The sequence below is a fragment of the Marinobacter persicus genome, from assembly GCF_002934325.1.
GTDB lineage: Bacteria > Pseudomonadota > Gammaproteobacteria > Pseudomonadales > Oleiphilaceae > Marinobacter > Marinobacter persicus_A.
Map to the genome: position 1 here is coordinate 93,340 of NZ_PTIV01000004.1, position 18,704 is coordinate 112,043.

Consider the following 18,704-nt stretch of genomic DNA (forward strand, 5'->3'; position numbering starts at 1 on the left):
TCTCCAGACAGATAGCTGCGAACAGGGACTCGCCCTATCAATACAAATTTTCAAACAATTGGGTGAGCAGATCCGCAGAGGTCAGCTCGCCATCATAAGCATCGGTTTGCTCGGCCGTCACACGCTGAACGTCACCGGCCTGCTCCACAAACACGGTGTGCGTGTGCAGCGGCTTGTCGTCATTACTGAACCACGACAACAGACCGGCTGAGCGCTCATCCTCGGTACGGAAATCCACCTGGAACCAGCCTTCGCTGCGGTTCAGATCCTGTACCTGGGCACCGATCTCCTCGAGGGAGCGATTCAGCTCCGCCCAGGTACGGCCATAATCCAGCGCCACGGTCACCGCCTGGGCCACGTCGTCATCACTGGAAATCAAACGTACCTTCGGCTCGGCCACCATGCCAGATGCTGCCCGAGAGAAAGACTTACTGTCTTCCCGGCCCTGCAGGTAGGCACCAAGATCCGCCAACAACGCTTTTTGCTGTTCAATGCGGGCGGCACTGGTTTCCCGATCCTGCCAGGCTACCAGTTCATCCGGTGCCTGATCCCGTTCCAGAACGCGCATCCGGATTTCGGTGGTCTTGCGGCGAATACCAGGCGCCAGACGCATTTGCACGACTGTTTTGGGTTCATTGGCGTCCGGACTGTCCGGCAGACCGACCAGCTGGCGGCTGCGCTTACTGAAGTTCACCAGCTCACTTTGCTGGATACCCAGTTGCGGACTGTCGTAAGCCACTCCAAGACCGGATTCGCTCATCCAGCCACTCGCTGCCGGCCACAGGCGCCCCGGCACTTCATTGACCAGCAACCAGACACGACCGTCCAGCTCCTCGATCACATAATTCTGCTCAAGGATGTCGGAGGTCATGTCCGGCGGTTTGGGAATGGATGAAGGATACAGGCGACGGTTATCATCCGTGTTGATATCGCGAATAGGCATCGCCTGGTCAATACGGGATGCTCGCGCTCCTTCAGGCACCGAAATGGGCTGGCCTTCGGGCGCATCCACGTAGCGTTCGGAACGGTCTTCAACCAGGCTGCAACCAGCCAGGGTAGCGAAAAGCAGAATCCCGGCCATGGGCCGGGACAGGGAAACAGTTTTAGTACGGGCTCCAGCAAGAACCTGCATCGGGTTACTCCGGTTAACGGGTGGTTGCATGAGCTTCAGAGGACACCTGAAGCCTTGAGCGCTTCTTCCACCTCACCGTGGAACTTCTCACTCAGCGGCGTCAAAGGCAGACGGATGCCCTCGCTGATCATGCCCATGCGGTGCAACGCCCATTTGACCGGGATCGGGTTCGCTTCCAGGAACAGCTTGCGGTTCAGCGGGCTCAACAGTTCATTCAGGCGCTGAGTTTCCTTTTCATCACCTGCAATCGCAGCGGCGCAAAGTTCGGACATTGCTTTAGGGGCCACGTTGGCAGTCACAGACACGTTGCCCTTGCCGCCAGCCAGCATCAGTTCGGCAGCTGTGGCGTCGTCGCCGGAATAAACCGCCAGGCGGCCATCAAGGGCTTCGATCAGTTCGGCACCGCGAGGGATGTTACCGGTGGCGTCTTTGATGGCGACAATGTTGGGAATGTCGGCCAGACGCAGCACGGTTTCGTTCAGCATGTCGCAGGCGGTGCGTCCCGGCACGTTGTACAGCATCTGGTTCATGCCCGGCACAGCCTCGGCAATGGCCTTGAAGTGCTGATACAGCCCTTCCTGTGTCGGCTTGTTGTAGTAAGGCACAACCAGCAGACAGGCGTCGGCACCCAGCTTTTCAGCTTCGCTGGTGAGCTCGATGGCTTCCCGGGTACTGTTGCCACCGGTACCGGCAATCACGGGGATTCGGCCGTTAACACGTTTTATGATGTGACCAATGGTCCGGATGTGTTCTTCCGGATCCAGGGTCGCGGACTCACCGGTGGTACCAACAGCGACAATACCATTGGTGCCGTTTTCAATATGAAACTCGACCAGTCTGTCCAGCTCTTCCCAGTGGATATCACCATTGGGATACATGGGCGTGACCAGTGCGACAAGGCTACCCGTAATCATAAAAGCTCCGTCCGAATAAAACCGATATGGTAATGTTGGGTTTGAACTGACACAAGAGAATTAAAGGAGATGTCATGACATCCGTAGCACTGAACCAGCCGATCCCCGATTTCGAAGTTCCGGCAACCGGCGATCAGACCATACGCCCGGCAGATCTCCGGGGACGGAACATCGTCATCTATTTCTACCCGAAAGACAACACGCCGGGCTGCACCACCGAAGGCCAGGACTTCCGGGACCGGATCACCGACTTTGAGGACCAGGACACGGTCATTCTCGGGGTCTCTCGTGACGGCCTGCGCGCCCATGAAAATTTCCGGTCCAAATACCAGTTTCCGTTTCACCTGATTTCAGACAAAGACGAAACCCTGTGCAAGCTATTCGACGTGATCAAGCTCAAAAAGTTGTATGGCAAAGAGCACATGGGCATTCAGCGCAGCACGTTCCTGTTCGACAAGGAAGGCGTGCTGCGTAACGAATGGCGAGAGGTCAAAGTGCCGGGCCACGTGGACGAGGTGCTGGAAACGGTTCGCCAGCTCTGAGCTGGCGCTTTACTCTTTGGCGGTCGGTGGCGGAGCACTCTCTTTCACCGGCCAGGCTGCGAAGACGGCCTTGAGCATGGTAGCCAGAGGAATAGCAAAGAACACACCCCAAAGCCCCCAAATACCGCCAAAGAACAACACCGCGATAATGATGGCCACCGGATGCAGGTTGTTAACCTCCGAGAACAGCACCGGGACCAGGACATTGCCATCCAGTGCCTGGATGATGCCGTAGGCCACCATCGCCCAGATAAAGTGCGTGCCCCAACCGAAGGCAAACAGACCGATAACCGCCACAGGGATGGTGACCACGGCGGCACCAATATAGGGAATCACCACGCTCAGACCCACGAGCAGGGACAGCAGGGCGGCGTACGGCATGCCCAGCAGCTTGAACACCACGTAGGTCACTCCGCCGACGATGAAAATTTCCAGCGCCTTACCACGGACATAATTAGCACATTGCTGATTCACTTCCTGCCAGATACGCACCATCATCGGCCGCTGGGGCGGCAACAGCCGGCCAACAGAACCCACCAGAACCTCGCGATCTTTCAGGAAGAAAAACACCAGAATGGGCACCAGCACGACGTAGATCAGAAGCGCCACGAGATCCGGGATGCTCGACAGCGAGAAAGACACCAGCCACTGGGTAATGTTTCCCACTTCCTGAGAAATCTGTTCATACAAGGCATTCACGGCTTCAGCCGACACCAGGTGGGGATACTGCTGGGGCAATAAATCGAGATAACTCTGAAGCTCGCCAATGATGCGGGGCGCTTCGCCGGCCAACGTGCTGACCTGGGTCCAGATCAACGGCAACAGGCCGAAAATGACGCCTACCAAAATACCCAGAAACACCAGGAAGACGCCAAGAATCGCGGCAAATTCAGGAACGCCAAGGCGTTTCAGCTTTGTGACCAGGCCTTGCAGGATGAAGGCAATGATCAGTGAGGCAATCGCTGGCGCCAACATGGCACCGAACCAGATGATGAAAAAGGTACCGGTTACCAGAAGCAGGAACAGGATGACCGCTTCTTCGTCCGAGAAATACTTGTGGGCGAGGCCCCGTAAAATTCTGACCATGAATAACTCCGGGTTTTAACCGCCGCACTTTATCACGAAACGCCAGGTTCCATGATTCTCCGATTGGCTGATCAAGCTGTGGGAAGACAAATTCAGCCACGCAGGGATATCCCGCGAAGAACCGGAATCCGTTGCCAACACTTCCAGCACCTCGCCCGGCGCCATGCCATTGAGCTCCAGCTTGGTTTTCAACAGCGGCATCGGACAACGCAAACCACTGGCATCGAGCACTCGGTCAGCCATAAGCAGAACTTACCATTAAGATTCAGACAGTATTCGGGCAGGCATTATGCCGGGGGTGTTACTCTATTGCATCATTAAACCTGTTAATGTCGAGCACCCCACGACCGGAGCATTATCGGACTCCATGAAGCACTTATTCAAGCTCTTCGCCAAATCTCCCTCCCCCACTGCAGTGGCACTGTCAGCAGCGCTGGCACTCAGCCCCGTGGCGGGGTATCCACAGGACAGGGACCTGCCCGATATCGGGGGAAGCGGAGGGCTGATTGCCGGCCAGAAGGAAGACAGCATCGGGGAACAGGTGATGGTCTCCCTGCGCCGGTCGGCACCACGCATCCAGGATCCACTGGTTTTCAACTACCTGACCAACATCCTCTACCAGTTGGTGCCTTCAGCCCCCCTTGAAGACCGGGACCTGCAACTGGTCATCATTGACGATCCCGCCCTTAACGCCTTTGCAGTGCCCGGCGGCATTGTCGGCGTTAACGGAGGGCTTTTCCTGAAAGCAACCAGCGAACACCAGTTTGCCTCGGTTCTGGCCCACGAGCTGGCTCACCTCAGCCAGCGACACTTCGCCCGGCGCATGCAACAACAGGAAACCACAACGCCGCTGACAGTGGCTGGCATGATTGCCGGCATCATCCTTTCCGCCGTCACCCAGTCCGACATCGGCATTGCCGCCATCGCCGGGACCCAGGCGCTGACCATGCAGAACATGCTCGCCTACAGCCGCGCTCACGAAAAAGAAGCCGACCGGGTGGGACTGGATATTCTTGCCAGCTCCGGCATGGACCCCAGGGGTATGCCGGAGATGTTCGAAATCATGATGCGCGAGAACCGCCTGCAGGGGAACCGCGTCCCCGAATACCTGTCGACTCACCCATTAACCCAGAGCCGGGTGGCAGACACCCGCAGCCGGGCCGAACAGTACCCGGACGAGCACATCCGTGAGGGACAGGAATACCATTTAATGCGCAACCGGTTCCAGGTGCATTACGCTCGCTCACCACAGGTTGCCGTGGATACCTTTGAGGCCTACCTCGAACGAGAGGATGCTGTCAGAAGTGAGGCCATCCAGTACGGCCTGGCCGTCGCCTACCAGCAAAACGGCCAATACGAGAAGGCACAAAACATTCTCGAACAGCTTCTGGACAGCAACCCGGGACGAATCACCTTCCAGGTCACGCTCGCCGATGTCCTCATCAGCGCCCAGCGCCACGAAGAAGCCAAACGGTTATTGCAGCCCGCACTGGACCGCAACCCCGGCAATTACCCGGTATCTTACGCATTGGCCAAAGCAGAAATAGAGGCTGGCAACGGGGCTGCTGCCGCACGATTGCTTCGGGACCTTACCCGGGATTATCCAGGCCATGAACACCTGTGGCTGAGACTGGCCGAAGCCGAGGGCATGGCCCGCAACATTGTCGGGGTACACCGGGCGCGGGCGGAATACTACGTACTGATGGGGGATCTGGAGTCGGCACGGCGCCAACTGCGCCAGGCCCAGGAGATACTGCCGGCGGGATCGACCGAACGGCAAGTGGTGAACGAGCGACTGGGCGACCTTACACGCCGCATTCAGACGCAGAACGGCTAAGCCGGCAACAATCAGGCGTTACCGGCAGCCTTCAGGTTCATATCGGCGGTAAAATCCAACATGCGGCGGAGCGGGCGGAGAGCGGCTTCACGCAACCCGGCATCCACCTGAACTTCCTGGGTGCCCTGCTCTATGGCCTGCAGCAGGTTCTCCAGACCGTTCATCGCCATCCAGGGACAATGGGCGCAACTGCGACAGGTGGCACCGTTTCCGGCTGTCGGCGCCTCAATCAGGGTCTTGTTCGGCGCCAGTTGCTGCATTTTGTAAAAAATGCCGTTGTCGGTCGCTACAATGAATTCCTGGTTGGGCAGGGTTTGTACCGCGTGAATCAGCTGCGACGTAGAGCCAACCACGTCGGCCCGTTCTACTACCGCATCGGGCGACTCGGGATGCACCAGAACGGCCGCCTCCGGGTACAGTGCCTGGAGATCCTCCAAACCGCGAAACTTGAATTCCTCGTGAACGATACACGACCCATCCCAGAGCAACATGTCCGCCCCAGTCTGCTTCTGCACGTAGCTACCCAGGTGCTTGTCCGGCGCCCAGAGAATCTTTTCGCCCTTGGCGTCCAGGTACTCCACGATGGCCTGGGCGCAACTAGAGGTTACCACCCAGTCCGCGCGGGCTTTTACCGCCGCAGAGGTATTGGCGTAAACCACCACGGTGCGGTCCGGATGCTGATCGCAAAACTCGGAAAATTCATCGGCGGGACAGCCCACATCCAGCGAACAGGTGGCTTCCAGCGTGGGCATGATCACCCGTTTTTCAGGATTAAGGATCTTGGCCGTCTCGCCCATGAAACGAACCCCGGCCACCACCACGGTTGATGCGGGGTGCTGATTGCCGAAACGGGCCATTTCCAGGGAATCGGCCACACAGCCGCCAGATTCTTCCGCGAGGCGCTGGATGTCCGGGTCTGTGTAGTAGTGCGCGACCAGAACGGCATCTTTTTCTTTCAAGACTTCCTTGATACGCGCTTCCAGCCCGGCTTTTTCATGGGCACTCAGGGGCTGGGGCTCCGCCTGATGGGCCAAGTGTTCCTGAACAAGGATACGGTCTTGCGATCGTGTCATCACTGGGTCTCTGAAATGCATTTGCCGGCAGAGTATATCATTTCCCACGATGCTTCAGGGACTTGCAACATACCCCTACTGCCGGAACAGCCAATCTGAAAACTTGCCTGCCTATATGGGTTCTGCCAGCCAAAAAAAAAGAGCCCGAAGGCTCTTTTTTCTGCAAACCGCCGTATTGGCCAGCTTGCGTGTTGGTGGGTCGTGAAGGATTCGAACCTTCGACCAATTGGTTAAAAGCCAACTGCTCTACCAACTGAGCTAACGACCCCTAACTGGTTTTGCCGGCCTTTCATCCGGCGGACCTCAGACATAGCCTGCTGCCCTGAATTTGGTGGGTCGTGAAGGATTCGAACCTTCGACCAATTGGTTAAAAGCCAACTGCTCTACCAACTGAGCTAACGACCCAAACGAGGCGCATATAGTAATGAATTTTTTGGGCTGTTCAACCCCTTTATTCACTTTCTTGTCACTTTTTTTGATCTCTGATCAGCAAGCAATCAAGACGATGAATTTATGATCAACCTTGGTTGTTATCAAGAAAATCCTGCGCCAGTTTCGCCGCCCCGGATTCCGGATATTTGTTCACCACGCTTTCCATACGCCGCCGGGCCTCCTCTGATTCGCCAAGGCGCTCCAGGGTAACCCCAAGCTTATAGATGGCATCCGGTGCCTTGCGATGGTCCGCGTAGCGGGTTGCAACAATGGTAAAGGCCTGTTTGGCCTGCTCAAGCTGGGGTTTGGCCAGATAGACTTCGCCCAGCCAGTAATACGCATTGACTGTCAGATCGCCTTCCGGGTACTTGTCGATAAACTCATACAGGCGCCCTATCGCCGCATCGTAAGCCTTTTCCTCACGAATCAGACTAATAATTTCGTTATAGGCCTGCTTTTCGTTAGGTTCGGGCGGGCGATACGCTTTCGTAGGCGTTTTTTCCTGTTCACCGGAACCAGCGGAAGCCCCCGCAGGCGACGAATCAGGAGCACTGCCGCCACGCTCCTCCAGTTTTTTGGCCAGATCCAGAAGGCGCTGGTCCAGATCTACGTAGCGATCCCGTCCCTGCTGTTGCAGCCGTTCAATCTGGTAGCCCTGCTCTTCGACCCGCCCCTGCAGTTCACGCACGGTCTGCTGAAGCTGCTGAATCATGTAGAAAAGCTCTGCGGTAGCCTGACTGTTGGCCGCTTTTCTCTGGGCCTCGGAACTGTTGTTCTGGAATGCCGGCGTCGACGACTGTGCCTGGAGAGGCCCCGCCAGGCCAAGGCCCAGCGGGACAAGCACCGCCGCCATGAGTTTTTTTCTCATGGGAACATCCGATAGTTACATGGTTCTTTTCAATGCAAGCTTAGTCAAAAACCAGCTCAACTCGACGGTTCTGTGCCCAGACATTTTCACCAGAGCCACGAACCGCCGGCTTCTCTTCACCGTAACTTACGGTTTCGGTCTGGCCACGGGAAGCGCCGTTGACGATCAGAAAACGCTCGACCGCGTTGGCTCGGCGCTCGCCCAGTGCAAGGTTGTATTCCTTGCTGCCGCGCTCATCGGCGTGACCTTCAATACGAACTTCCGCACGTGGGTTTTCTGCCAGGTAGCGCGCGTGCGCAATCAGCACTTCCCGGGCTTCGGGCTTGATTTCAGAGGTATCGAAATCGAAATAGAAGGTCGTTACATCGCGCAGCGCTGCCTGGGCCGCCTGCTCGCTCTCTGCCTTGCGCTGAGCCGCTGCACGCTCTTCATCGGTCATGGCAGAGGAAGAAACGCCACCTTCCTGACCTGTACCATCATAAACCGTGGCACCGCCTTCCTGGTCGATCGCTTCCACATCGGAGCCGTAGCCTTCGTCATCCATGGTTTCACCGGTTGAACTACAACCCGCCACCAGGCCGGCGGCCAACAACATTGCAACCATTTTGCTCGACATTGAAAGATTCATACTCGGGTTTCCTCTTGGTGATATGAGTAATTATTTTGTGACGTTAAGGGCTTAACGCGTCGTCACCGGTCCCCAGGCTGGGTCCCTGACTTCGCCCTCGGCCGCCGGCAGGCTGTAGGCGGCGCCTCCATCCGCCGACACCACAGTCAGCACGCTGTCACCATTCTGTTCGGTTGCGTAAATCAGCATCCGGCCATTCGGCGCCAGGCTCGGGGATTCATCCGCTTCCGTGCGGGTGACGATACTTTCTTCGCCAGTATTCAGGTTCGTGCGGGCAATCAGGAACGCATTGTCTCTCTGGTGCACGTGGTACACATACTGCCCATCCGGTCCCGGACGGGGCCGGGCGTTATAGCGGCTGCCAAAGGTAATGCGGCGGGCCTCGGCACCCGGGCGCTCCATATGGTAGATCTGTGGGCCGCCAGAACGGTCGGAGGTAAAAAAGATGCCTCTGCCGGCATGATCCCAGACACCTTCAGTGTCGATTGCCCAGTGGTTGGTCAGCCGGGTCAGCTCGCGGGTGGAAAGATCCATGTTGTAAACCTCTGCGTTGCCATCCCGCGACAGGGTCATCAAAAGGGATTTTCCATCGGGTCCCCAGGCAGGCGCCGAATTAAGCCCCCGAAAGTCTGCCACCTTCTGACGTTTGCCGGTAGCCAGTTCGTGAGTGAAGATTACCGGCTTGCCAGTCTCAAACGAAACGTAGGCCAGGGTTTTGCCATCCGGAGACCAGGCTGGCGACAGAATGGGCTCATCGCTTTCCAGGCGGACTTTGGCGCGCTTACCATCAATATCACTGACCTGCAGGCGGTACCGGATATCATCTCCCTGCCCGGTAACAGTGACATAAGCCAGCTTGGTGGAGAAGACACCGGTTTCGCCGGTGATCGCTTCATAAACCTTATCACTTATGTGGTGGGCCAGGGATCGGGCATTGCTGGCCGGAGCTGCCGCGGTCTCGCCCAGAATCCGCTCTTCACGGTTGACATCGAACAGCTCATAACGGGCTTCCAGGCGCTCCCCACGACGAGTGACCTCACCCACCAGCAGGTAACGCTGTCCCAGCATGCGCCAATCACGGAAATACACATCCGACTGACGGGAAGGCAGGCTAAGCATCTTCTCCGGTTCCAACGGATTGAATTCTCCGCTCATGGTCAGATCAGAACGGACAATACTACTGATCTTATCGCCCGGGGGCATGGTGCCGGTTTCTTTAAAAGGTACCACAGCGATCGGGATTGCCGACTCCACACCCTCGGTAATGCGAATCAGCAACTCGGCCCGGGCGCTGCCCGCTGCAAGCATCAGCATGGTCATGCAGACCAGCACCAATGAACGCATCGGGGACTTAACAGGCACTTGTTCTTGAGTCATCGGAATCACCAGTCTCGTCACAGGCGTCGTGGGTTGAATTCGATCGTAAACTGCCGAAAGTATCGCTCAAAAGTATCCCGGCTTTCCGGAACCGGGTAACGATTCACGGAACGCACCGCAGCCAGCGCGGAGTTATCAAAGGCAGCATTACCACTGCTCTCGAGTATTTTTACACCAACCAGCTCGCCGGTGGGCAGGAGGTTGATCTGAAGCCGTGCCACCATATCCTCGGTAGCGGATGAGGGTATGTACCAGGCATCAATCACTCGCTTCTGGATCAAACCCCGGTATTTCTCGCTCTCGGACAACATCTGCTTTTCCCGGGCCCGGGCGGCCTCCGCTTCACGTCGTCGGCGTTCCTCGGCTTCCTGCTCCTGACGAGCTTGCTCTGCCAGGGCCTGCAGTTGCTCTTCCCGCAAACGCCGCTCAGCTTCCAGACGTTTACGTTCCGCCTCTTTACGGGCCTCTTCTTCCCGGCGCTTGCGCTCTGCCTCTTCCTGACGACGCTTTTCCTCTTCCGCCTTGCGTTTTGCCTCAGCTTCTTCCTGGCGTCGCTTCTCTTCGAGGCGCTGACGCTCCCGCTCTTTGGCCTCGGCTTCCGCCTTGCGCTTGGCGGCTTCTTCGCGCGCTTTCTGTTCAGCGCGCTTGCGGGCCTCTTCGGCCTCCTGACGCTTGCGCTCTTCCTCACGTTTGCGGGCTTCTGCCTGGGCCTGGCGCTCGGCTTCCAGGCGTTTCTGCTCTTGCTGGCGCTTACGCTCGGCTTCCGCCTGCTGACGCTCCCGCTCTTCTTCCGCCCGTTTTTCCCGTTGTCGCTCTTTGTCATCAACAACAGGGCTGGGCTTGGGTTCGGGACTGATCAACCGGGCCGAAATAACGTTGGGTTTGGGCTCAGGCGGCCGCTCCGCCCAGGACCAGCCAGCCATGGCAACGCCAAGCACCAACACATGCAGCGCCACAGACAACGCCACCGGTGATTTCCAGGGTGCCTTGCCGGTACTGATACTGTCCCGTTCATGACCTTTCACTACGAACCCACCAACCGGTTACTGCTTATTATCGGGAGCATCGGTTATGAGGCCGATGCCGGTGGCGCCGGCAGACTGAAGCTCGGCCATCAGTCGCACCACAACGCCGTAATCCACGTACTCGTCACCCCGCACAAACACCTCGGCATTCGAACGCTGCGAGAGAATCTTGCTGACCTGGTCACGCACCTGGGGTAGCGATATCGGATTGCCGCGCTCATCCCCGACTTCCAGGTAGTAGGCCCCGTTGCTGTCCACCGACACCGTGATGGGCTCAACGTCTTGCTCCTGCTGAATGGGCTCTGATGTGGTCTCCGGTAGATCCACCTTCACACCCTGTGTCAGCATGGGTGCCGTCACCATGAAGATGATCAGCAACACCAGCATCACATCAATGTAGGGCACCACGTTGATTTCAGCCATTGGCTTACGCCGCTGCTGCGGCATCAATCCCATGCCTTTCATGCCACTCATGCTGCCTGCCTCCCCTTCGCGGTGCGATTAATCATGCAGCCTGCTCACTGCTGTGCACGCGGCGATGCAGGATGCTGGAGAACTCCTCGGCGAAGGTCTCGTAGTTCTTCAGCAGGGATTCTGATCGGGCCGAAAACCGGTTATAGGCCACAACCGCCGGAATCGCCGCGAACAGGCCCATTGCGGTGGCAATGAGCGCCTCGGAAATGCCCGGTGCCACGGTGGCCAGGGTCGCCTGCTGCACCTGCGCCAGACCCCGGAACGAATTCATGATGCCCCATACCGTACCGAACAGACCGACATAGGGGCTGGTGGAACCAACCGTCGCCAGGAAAGGCAGATGGGTTTCAAGCCGCTCCTGCTCCCGGGAGAAAGCCACCCGCATGGCCCGCTGGGAACCTTCCATAACGGCATCGGCATCCCGGCTCTGCTGACGCAGGCGTGAGAATTCCTTGAAACCGGCCCGAAATACCGACTCCAGGCCGGAATAAGGCGTGGGGTTGTCGTTCACTTCCTTGTACAACTGCCCCAGATCCATTCCCGACCAGAAGCGGTTTTCAAACTCAAGCTGTGCGGCGCGGGCCTTCCGGAACACCTGAATGCGCTGAAAAATCAACGCCCAGGAAATTACCGATGCCAGTGCCAGCAGCAACATAACCAGCTGCACAAGAACCCCGGCGTTCGCAATCAGATGCCAGACTGAAAGTTCCGATTCCACTGTTCACTCCCAAGCAATAAATATTCGTTTTCAGTAAGTTATGCTGTTCTCTGCAGGATTTCCAGCATGTTTTCCGGTAGCCGCTGGGGCCGCCCGGTATCCAGGGCAATGCAGGCCACCCGCACCTCGGCGTCACACAAAAGCTGCCGGTCAGAGGCGCGATAGACCCGTTGGCGAAACGCCATCCAGACCCGGGAGAAATCGTCGGGCTCGGCGGTTACCAGCAACTGATCATCCAGCTTGGCCGGCGCCCGGTAGTTAATATTCATGCGCTGGACCACGTAACTGATGTTGTGCTCCAGGCCGGCCCGTAGGCCAACGCCTTCACTACGGATCCACTCGGTTCGCGCCCGCTCCATGTAGTGCAGATACTTGGCGTGAAATACGATGCCGCCGGCATCGGTATCCTCAATGTAGACCCGGATTGGCAACTCAAAACGGGAAGAAGTCTGAGTATCAGTCAAAAAGATCATCCTCCTTGCCGGAAGCCGGAGCCACCACGCCGAAATGCTGGTAGGCGTTGGATGTGACCATACGGCCCCGAGGTGTCCGGATCATGAACCCCTGCTGGATCAGGAACGGCTCCAATACGTCTTCAATGGTGCCCCGCTCTTCACTGATGGCGGCAGCCAGGCTTTCCACGCCCACCGGGCCACCATCGAATTTCTCGATCATGGCCAGCAGCAGACGACGGTCCATGTGGTCGAAGCCCTGATTATCCACCTTCAACATATTCAGGGCCTGGTCAGCGATGTCGGAACTGATGTGGCCATTGCTGCGCACTTCGGCGAAGTCGCGAACCCGACGCAGCAGGCGATTGGCAATTCGCGGCGTACCCCGGGAACGGCGAGCAATTTCAAACGCACCAGCCTCATCGATATCCACAGACGACAGCCGCGCTGAGCGTACGATGATGTCGGTCAGGTCCCGATGGTTGTAGAACTCAAGACGTTGGACAATGCCAAAACGGTCTCGCAGCGGCGACGTCAGCAACCCTGCGCGGGTGGTGGCGCCCACCAGCGTAAACGGCGGCAGATCCAGCTTGATCGAACGGGCCGCCGGGCCTTCACCGATCATGATATCCAGCTGGTAATCCTCCATGGCCGGATACAGCACCTCTTCCACTGCCGCGCTCAGGCGATGGATCTCATCAATAAACAGCACATCGCCTTCTTCAAGGTTGGTCAGCAACGCTGCCAAATCACCGGCTTTCTCAAGCACCGGACCAGAGGTGGTTTTGATCGCAACGCCCATTTCATTGGCGATGATGTTGGCCAGCGTGGTCTTACCCAGACCTGGCGGACCAAAAATCAGTACGTGATCCAACGCCTCTTCCCGGGCGCGAGCGGCGGAGATGAAGATTTCCATCTGCTCGCGCACGGTGGGCTGGCCCACGTATTCGGCCAACAACGTCGGTCGGATGGCCCGATCCTGGACCTCTTCGTACTCGCCGGCTTTTGGTGTTATCAGTCGGTCCGATTCGATCATGGTGTTATCCGGTTGCTGGCAATGAACAGGGTAACTGCCGGCTCTGCCGGTTGTTCATGTTGCGCAGATTGTACAAGGGGCAGTGTGTGAGTCACGTTACGCTCTTTACAGGTTGTCGTCATGAAGTTTTAACAACAATCCCTTGATTGGCTTCTGTTTCGCGTCAGCGGGTCGGAATCATGTTTTTCAGTGCGAGGCGAATCAGAGCCTCGCTGTTCATGCCCGGCTCGGCCACCCGGCCGATGGCCTTGGCGGCTTCCTGGGGCTTGTAGCCCAGGGCAATCAGGGCCGCTTCCGCTTCTTCGGCCGGATCCGGGCCGGCGGCAGGGGGTATCCCTGCACCGGTTTCGCCACTGGCGGGGATATCAGAGGGCACAAACTGGCCTTCCAACTGGCCAATGCGGTCGGCCATGTCAATCAGCAGGCGCTCGGCGGTTTTCTTGCCCACCCCCGGCAACTTGACCAGGGCATTGACGTCCCGGGTTTCCACGCAGCGGATAAACTGCTGCGCATCCAGGCCGGACAGAATGCCCACCGCCAGCTTGGGGCCCACGCCGTTCACTTTGATCAACAGGCGGAACAGGTCCCGGTCCAGGCGCGCGGCAAAACCAAACAGGCTCTGAGCATCTTCACGAACGGCAAAATGGGTATGGAGGGTGACTTCCTGCCCGGTGTCCGGCAGGTGAAAGAAGGTGGTATAGGGGATATCGATTTCGTATCCCAGCCCGGCGCATTCCACCAGGGCATGGCCCGGGGCTTTCTCGATCAACAGTCCTCGAACACGACCAATCAAGGGAGGTCTCCTTTGGCTCTGAAAAGCCAGTTATTGTCGGCGCACCCGCCCGCTACGCACCTTGCCACCCGTTGATGCCAGGCGCAGCACGCTCTGGTTCATGTGGGCGTGGCACAGGGCGATCGCCAGGGCATCGGCGGCATCCGCCTGGGGTTTTCGGGAAAGCTTCAGCAACGCCTGCACCATGTGCTGCACCTGGGCCTTGTCCGCACCACCAGTGCCTACAACGGCCTGCTTCACCTGGCGGGCCGAATACTCGTGCACCGGCAACCCGCTGTTGGCAGCACTGACAATGGCCGCGCCCCGGGCCTGACCCAGCTTGAGGGCGGAATCCGGGTTGCGGGCCATAAACACCTGCTCGATGGCGAACTCTTCAGGGCGATACTCGCCAATCAGCAGGGCCAGGCTATGAAAAATGGTCTGCAGGCGCTCGGCCCAGGGCTTCTCGCCCACCCGAATGCAGCCGCTGTCGATGTACTCGGTGGTACGGCCTTCCACACGGATGATGCCGTAGCCGGTAATGCGGGATCCGGGGTCCACGCCCAGAATGATGGCCATCAGACTCCCCTGCTCCCGGTTGGCGGAATCACCTCAGAGCGATCCCATGATTTCGGCGGAAATCTCCGCGTTATGGTAGACGTTCTGGACATCGTCCAGGTCCTCGAGCGTGTCGATCAGCTTGAGAATTTTCTCGGCGCCCTCCTGGTCCAGGTCCACGCGAGTGGCTGGCACCATGGTCACTTCCGAGTTATCGGGCTTGAGGCCGGAATTGACCAGGGATTCCTTCACATCCAGGTATTCTTCGGGCGTGGTGACAATCTCATAGGAACCATCATCCTGCTCCTGCAGGTCCTCGGCGCCAGCTTCCAGCGCCGCTTCCATCAGCTTGTCGCCGTCCACTTCCGGCCCGTAACTGATGATGCCCTGCTTGGTGAACAGATACGCCACCGAACCGTCGGTGCCCAGATTGCCGCCGGATTTATTGAAGGCGTTACGAACCTCGGCCACAGTGCGGTTCTTGTTGTCAGTCATGACTTCCACGAAGAACGCCACCCCACCAGGGCCATAACCCTCGTAGGTCAGTTCTTCGTAGTTGTTGTCGTCACCACCGCCGGCACCGCGTTCAATAGCCCGTTCGATGGTGTCTTTTTTCATGTTGGCGGTCAGGGCCTTGTCGACCACTGCCCGCAAACGAGGGTTGTCGTTGGGATCACCGCCTCCAAGGCGGGCGGCCACGGTAAGCTCACGGATAATCTTGGTGAAGATCTTGCCGCGCTTGGCATCCTGGGCCGCTTTGCGGTGCTTGATATTGGCCCATTTACTGTGTCCAGCCATTATCAAAACTCCTTTCGGTTAACCGGGATGGCGTGATGACGCCACCCCGGTGAACAGAATTTACGCCTTGTCCTCTGCCTTGTTGCCATCGGCCGCCTTGGCGGAACGACGCAGGCGGATGTTCAGCTCTTTCAGCTGACGCTCATCCACTTCGCCCGGCGCCTGGGTCATCAGACAGGTGGCGCTCTGGGTTTTCGGGAAGGCGATCACGTCACGGATGGAGCTGGAGCCGGTCATCAGCATCACCAGGCGGTCCAGGCCAAAGGCCAGGCCACCGTGCGGCGGGCAACCGTACTTCAGGGCGTCGAGCAGGAAGCCGAACTTGGCACGGGCTTCTTCTTCACCGATACCCAGGATGCGGAACACCGCTTCCTGCATCTGCTCGCTGTGGATACGGATGGAACCGCCGCCCAGCTCGGTGCCGTTCAGGACCATGTCGTAAGCGCGGGACAAGGCGTTGGCCGGGTCCGCCGCCAGCTCTTCCGGGCTGCAGGACGGCGCGGTGAACGGGTGGTGAATGGCGGTCAGGCCGCCGTCCGGGGTTTCCTCGAACATCGGGAAGTCTACTACCCACAGCGGTGCCCATTCGCAGGTGAGCATTTCCAGGTCGTGGCCCAGCTTAACGCGCAGCGCGCCCAGGGCTTCGTTAACAACCATGGTCTTGTCGGCCCCGAAGAAGACGATGTCGCCGTCTTCCGCGCCCACGCGTTCCATCATGGCCATCACGGGCTCGTCGCCCAGGAACTTGATGATCGGCGACTGCAGGCCTTCAACGCCCTGGGACATGTCGTTGACCTTGATGTAGGCCAGGCCCTTGGCGCCGTAGATGCCAACAAATTTGGTGTAGTCGTCGATCTGCTTGCGGGTCAGCTTACCGCCACCCGGTACACGCAGGGCTGCTACGCGGCCTTTGGGATCTTTAGCCGGGCCGGCGAACACTTTGAAGTCCACGTTTTCGACCAGATCGTTAACGTCGACCAGTTCCAGGGGGATACGCAGGTCCGGCTTGTCGCTGCCGTAACGACGCATGGCTTCGGAATGCGGCATGCGCGGGAATTCCGGCAGGCTGACTTCCAGCACGTCCTTGAACAGGGAGCGGACCATGTCTTCGTTCAGTTCCATCAGAGTCTCTTCATCAATGAAAGAGGCCTCGATGTCCACCTGGGTGAACTCCGGCTGACGGTCAGCACGCAGGTCTTCGTCACGGAAGCACTTGGCGATCTGGTAGTAGCGGTCCACGCCGGACACCATCAGCAGCTGTTTGAACAGCTGGGGCGACTGCGGCAGTGCGAAGAAGGAACCTTCGTGGGTCCGGCTGGGCACCAGGTAGTCACGGGCGCCTTCCGGAGTGGCGCGAGTGAGGATGGGGGTTTCCACATCCATGAAGCCGCGGCTGTCCAGGAAGTTGCGGATGTAGCTGGTGACCCGCGAACGGAAGCGCAGGCGGTTGATCATTTCCGGACGGCGCAGGTCCACGAAGCGGTAGCGCAGGCGCACGTCTTCACCCACGTCCACGTGTTCGTCAAGCGGGAACGGCGGGGTGGCGGCGGCGTTCAGGATTTCAACATTTTTACCGAGCAGTTCTACCTGACCGGTGGGCATGTTGTTGTTCTCGGTACCGGCGGGGCGGCGACGCACACGGCCGGTAACCTTGATGACGAACTCGCTGCGAACTTTTTCCGCCAGGGCGAAGCTTTCGGGGGTGTCTGGGTCAACCACGACCTGGGACATGCCGTCCCGATCCCGCAGATCCAGGAAGATGACCCCACCGTGGTCGCGGCGGCGGTGTACCCAACCGCAAAGTGTGACTTCCTGATCAATGTGGGATTCGTTAATCCCACCGCAATAATGACTGCGCATACCGGTTCCCGTTACGTTTAATGTGTGCGTTTACGTTTAACTGTGTTGTCTGGGCAAGCAGGTAGAAGTGAACTTTCCGGGACTGTCTGCAGCATGGATGCTGCAGTCAAGCGTACAGGGACGTATTCACAGTGTGTCCCGGAAAGTTTGCTTCTGCCTGATTGCTTGCCTCGCATGGTCTAGCTCATCGGGCAAGTCGCCCGCATCAGGTTGGGTAGGGCTTTCCGAAAAGCGCTCCTGCGGCACATCCATGTGGCGCTTATGCTCCGCCATCCCTGGCTCCGCAAATTTTCGGAAAGCCCTACCCAACCTGACGCTACTCCGAGCGTAGCCTGAAAACTGCCATTCAGACCTTAAAAGAAAGCCGCCTATTATAAACACAATAGGGCCGGAAATCAGGTGTACTGAAGGGCAAATATGGTCAGCGGATGACGTTGGATGACCCGCCGGCTAGAATGCCCGTTTTTAGCGGTAAATGGAGCCACGCCTTGTCGACCAGAGCAGAGCAGAAATTACGAACCCGCCGGGCGCTGATGGACGCGGCGCTGAACCAGCTGAGTTCGGACCGGGGGTTCGGCAGTCTCAGTTTGCGGGAAGTCACCCGCGAAGCGGGGATTGCGCCGACGTCGTTCTATCGACACTTTGATGACCTGGACGAACTGGGGCTGGCACTGGTTGATGAAGGCGGTGTTGCGCTCCGCCAGTTAATGCGTCAGGCCCGCAAGCGGATTGCCCGGGATGGCAGTGCCATTGCCACCTCCGTGGATACCTTCATGGAATACCTGGGCAATAACGCCAACCTGTTCCGCCTGATGCTGCGCGAGCGCACGGGGGTGTCGAAAACGTTCCGTACCGCCGTAAAGGCGGAGATCGATCACTTTGTGGCGGAACTGGCGGACGATCTTGACCGTTTTGCCGAGGAACAGGGAAAGCTGCTGTCCGATGCCCGGCTGGTGGCGGAATCCATGGTAACCCTGGTGTTCAATCAGGGGGCCGAGGCACTGGATGCCACTTCCCGGGAGCGGGAGGAACTGAAAGTAAAGCTTAAAACAGAATTGCGGATGATCCTGGTGGGCTCCCAGACCCTGGCACAGTGGCAGCAGGGTCTGGATTAAAATCCGG

At 58.3% G+C, this 18,704-nt stretch carries 20 protein-coding genes and 2 tRNA genes; 3 read left to right on the forward strand and 19 right to left on the reverse strand.

Translation table 11 applies throughout. The features are described 5' to 3' along the window. Positions 1–37: 37 nt before the first annotated feature. Entirely contained in the window at positions 38–1,132 is a 1,095-nt protein-coding gene (gene bamC / locus BY454_RS03590; protein ID WP_104415292.1) for an outer membrane protein assembly factor BamC, read from the reverse strand. A 35-nt stretch (positions 1,133–1,167) separates the two neighbouring features. After that, positions 1,168–2,046, reverse strand: a complete 879-nt coding sequence (gene dapA / locus BY454_RS03595) for a 4-hydroxy-tetrahydrodipicolinate synthase (protein WP_104415291.1) — start codon at positions 2,044–2,046, stop codon at positions 1,168–1,170. A gap of 74 nt (positions 2,047–2,120) precedes the next feature. On the opposite strand from dapA, the gene BY454_RS03600 reads away from it, so the two are divergent. Then, on the forward strand, positions 2,121–2,588 hold the full coding sequence (locus tag BY454_RS03600) for a peroxiredoxin (RefSeq protein WP_104415290.1): 468 nt from the start codon (positions 2,121–2,123) through the stop codon (positions 2,586–2,588). 9 nt (positions 2,589–2,597) lie between these two features. Here the strand turns inward: BY454_RS03600 and BY454_RS03605 are convergent, their stop codons facing one another. Together BY454_RS03605 and BY454_RS03610 are read right to left on the reverse strand one after the other, a co-directional pair. Further along, positions 2,598–3,674, reverse strand: coding sequence for an AI-2E family transporter (locus BY454_RS03605; RefSeq protein ID WP_104415289.1), 1,077 nt, complete (start codon positions 3,672–3,674; stop codon positions 2,598–2,600). 15 nt (positions 3,675–3,689) lie between these two features. Further along, complete coding sequence (locus tag BY454_RS03610; protein WP_104415288.1) at positions 3,690–3,917, reverse strand: sulfurtransferase TusA family protein; 228 nt, start codon at positions 3,915–3,917, stop codon at positions 3,690–3,692. 124 nt (positions 3,918–4,041) lie between these two features. Here BY454_RS03610 and BY454_RS03615 point away from each other — a divergent pair, with 124 nt between their 5' ends. After that, positions 4,042–5,511 (forward strand): M48 family metalloprotease, encoded by a 1,470-nt coding sequence (locus BY454_RS03615; protein ID WP_104415287.1) that lies wholly within the window; start codon positions 4,042–4,044, stop codon positions 5,509–5,511. Positions 5,512–5,522: 11 nt separating this feature from the next. Here the strand turns inward: BY454_RS03615 and nadA are convergent, their stop codons facing one another. The 15 genes from nadA to aspS form a co-directional block, all read right to left on the reverse strand. Then, positions 5,523–6,584, reverse strand: a complete 1,062-nt coding sequence (gene nadA / locus BY454_RS03620; RefSeq protein ID WP_104415286.1) for a quinolinate synthase NadA — start codon at positions 6,582–6,584, stop codon at positions 5,523–5,525. Between the two features lie 192 nt (positions 6,585–6,776). Then, positions 6,777–6,852 (reverse strand) — tRNA-Lys (locus BY454_RS03625). A 61-nt stretch (positions 6,853–6,913) separates the two neighbouring features. Then, positions 6,914–6,989: transfer RNA gene (locus BY454_RS03630), tRNA-Lys, on the reverse strand. 112 nt (positions 6,990–7,101) lie between these two features. Beyond that, entirely contained in the window at positions 7,102–7,884 is a 783-nt protein-coding gene (gene ybgF / locus BY454_RS03635; RefSeq protein WP_104415285.1) for a tol-pal system protein YbgF, read from the reverse strand. Positions 7,885–7,924: 40 nt separating this feature from the next. Beyond that, positions 7,925–8,512, reverse strand: a complete 588-nt coding sequence (gene pal / locus BY454_RS03640) for a peptidoglycan-associated lipoprotein Pal (protein WP_104415284.1) — start codon at positions 8,510–8,512, stop codon at positions 7,925–7,927. 51 nt (positions 8,513–8,563) lie between these two features. Then, positions 8,564–9,856, reverse strand: coding sequence for a Tol-Pal system beta propeller repeat protein TolB (tolB, locus tag BY454_RS03645; protein WP_258075556.1), 1,293 nt, complete (start codon positions 9,854–9,856; stop codon positions 8,564–8,566). A 50-nt stretch (positions 9,857–9,906) separates the two neighbouring features. Beyond that, on the reverse strand, positions 9,907–10,914 hold the full coding sequence (gene tolA / locus BY454_RS03650; RefSeq protein WP_258075552.1) for a cell envelope integrity protein TolA: 1,008 nt from the start codon (positions 10,912–10,914) through the stop codon (positions 9,907–9,909). An 18-nt stretch (positions 10,915–10,932) separates the two neighbouring features. Further along, on the reverse strand, positions 10,933–11,379 hold the full coding sequence (gene tolR / locus BY454_RS03655; protein WP_104415362.1) for a protein TolR: 447 nt from the start codon (positions 11,377–11,379) through the stop codon (positions 10,933–10,935). Between the two features lie 40 nt (positions 11,380–11,419). Continuing rightward, positions 11,420–12,106: a protein TolQ gene (gene tolQ, locus BY454_RS03660; protein WP_104415282.1), complete on the reverse strand. Its 687-nt coding sequence runs from the start codon at positions 12,104–12,106 to the stop codon at positions 11,420–11,422. A 38-nt stretch (positions 12,107–12,144) separates the two neighbouring features. Then, positions 12,145–12,570 (reverse strand): tol-pal system-associated acyl-CoA thioesterase, encoded by a 426-nt coding sequence (ybgC, locus tag BY454_RS03665; RefSeq protein ID WP_258075553.1) that lies wholly within the window; start codon positions 12,568–12,570, stop codon positions 12,145–12,147. Further along, the gene (gene ruvB, locus BY454_RS03670; protein ID WP_104415280.1) at positions 12,563–13,594 is read right to left on the reverse strand and encodes a Holliday junction branch migration DNA helicase RuvB; all 1,032 of its coding nucleotides are present in this window, start codon (positions 13,592–13,594) and stop codon (positions 12,563–12,565) included. Before ruvB ends, ybgC begins: the two co-directional genes overlap by 8 nt. A 163-nt stretch (positions 13,595–13,757) precedes the next feature. After that, positions 13,758–14,387, reverse strand: a complete 630-nt coding sequence (gene ruvA / locus BY454_RS03675; protein ID WP_104415279.1) for a Holliday junction branch migration protein RuvA — start codon at positions 14,385–14,387, stop codon at positions 13,758–13,760. Positions 14,388–14,417: 30 nt separating this feature from the next. Then, the gene (gene ruvC / locus BY454_RS03680) at positions 14,418–14,945 is read right to left on the reverse strand and encodes a crossover junction endodeoxyribonuclease RuvC (RefSeq protein WP_104415278.1); all 528 of its coding nucleotides are present in this window, start codon (positions 14,943–14,945) and stop codon (positions 14,418–14,420) included. 33 nt (positions 14,946–14,978) lie between these two features. Then, on the reverse strand, positions 14,979–15,722 hold the full coding sequence (locus tag BY454_RS03685; RefSeq protein WP_104415277.1) for a YebC/PmpR family DNA-binding transcriptional regulator: 744 nt from the start codon (positions 15,720–15,722) through the stop codon (positions 14,979–14,981). Between the two features lie 60 nt (positions 15,723–15,782). Beyond that, positions 15,783–17,582, reverse strand: a complete 1,800-nt coding sequence (gene aspS / locus BY454_RS03690; RefSeq protein ID WP_104415276.1) for an aspartate--tRNA ligase — start codon at positions 17,580–17,582, stop codon at positions 15,783–15,785. Between the two features lie 488 nt (positions 17,583–18,070). Here aspS and fabR point away from each other — a divergent pair, with 488 nt between their 5' ends. After that, positions 18,071–18,697, forward strand: coding sequence for an HTH-type transcriptional repressor FabR (fabR, locus tag BY454_RS03695; RefSeq protein ID WP_104415275.1), 627 nt, complete (start codon positions 18,071–18,073; stop codon positions 18,695–18,697). Positions 18,698–18,704: the final 7 nt, after the last annotated feature.

Coding starts and splice junctions, on each gene's coding strand:
- bamC (WP_104415292.1), bottom strand. CDS start 1,132: ATGCAGGTTCTTGCTGGAGCCCGTACTAAAACTGTTTCCCTGTCCCGG.
- dapA (WP_104415291.1), bottom strand. CDS start 2,046: ATGATTACGGGTAGCCTTGTCGCACTGGTCACGCCCATGTATCCCAAT.
- BY454_RS03600 (WP_104415290.1), top strand. CDS start 2,121: ATGACATCCGTAGCACTGAACCAGCCGATCCCCGATTTCGAAGTTCCG.
- BY454_RS03605 (WP_104415289.1), bottom strand. CDS start 3,674: ATGGTCAGAATTTTACGGGGCCTCGCCCACAAGTATTTCTCGGACGAA.
- BY454_RS03610 (WP_104415288.1), bottom strand. CDS start 3,917: ATGGCTGACCGAGTGCTCGATGCCAGTGGTTTGCGTTGTCCGATGCCG.
- BY454_RS03615 (WP_104415287.1), top strand. CDS start 4,042: ATGAAGCACTTATTCAAGCTCTTCGCCAAATCTCCCTCCCCCACTGCA.
- nadA (WP_104415286.1), bottom strand. CDS start 6,584: ATGACACGATCGCAAGACCGTATCCTTGTTCAGGAACACTTGGCCCAT.
- ybgF (WP_104415285.1), bottom strand. CDS start 7,884: ATGAGAAAAAAACTCATGGCGGCGGTGCTTGTCCCGCTGGGCCTTGGC.
- pal (WP_104415284.1), bottom strand. CDS start 8,512: ATGAATCTTTCAATGTCGAGCAAAATGGTTGCAATGTTGTTGGCCGCC.
- tolB (WP_258075556.1), bottom strand. CDS start 9,856: ATGCGTTCATTGGTGCTGGTCTGCATGACCATGCTGATGCTTGCAGCG.
- tolR (WP_104415362.1), bottom strand. CDS start 11,379: ATGAAAGGCATGGGATTGATGCCGCAGCAGCGGCGTAAGCCAATGGCT.
- ruvB (WP_104415280.1), bottom strand. CDS start 13,594: ATGATCGAATCGGACCGACTGATAACACCAAAAGCCGGCGAGTACGAA.
- ruvC (WP_104415278.1), bottom strand. CDS start 14,945: ATGGCCATCATTCTGGGCGTGGACCCCGGATCCCGCATTACCGGCTAC.
- BY454_RS03685 (WP_104415277.1), bottom strand. CDS start 15,722: ATGGCTGGACACAGTAAATGGGCCAATATCAAGCACCGCAAAGCGGCC.
- aspS (WP_104415276.1), bottom strand. CDS start 17,582: ATGCGCAGTCATTATTGCGGTGGGATTAACGAATCCCACATTGATCAG.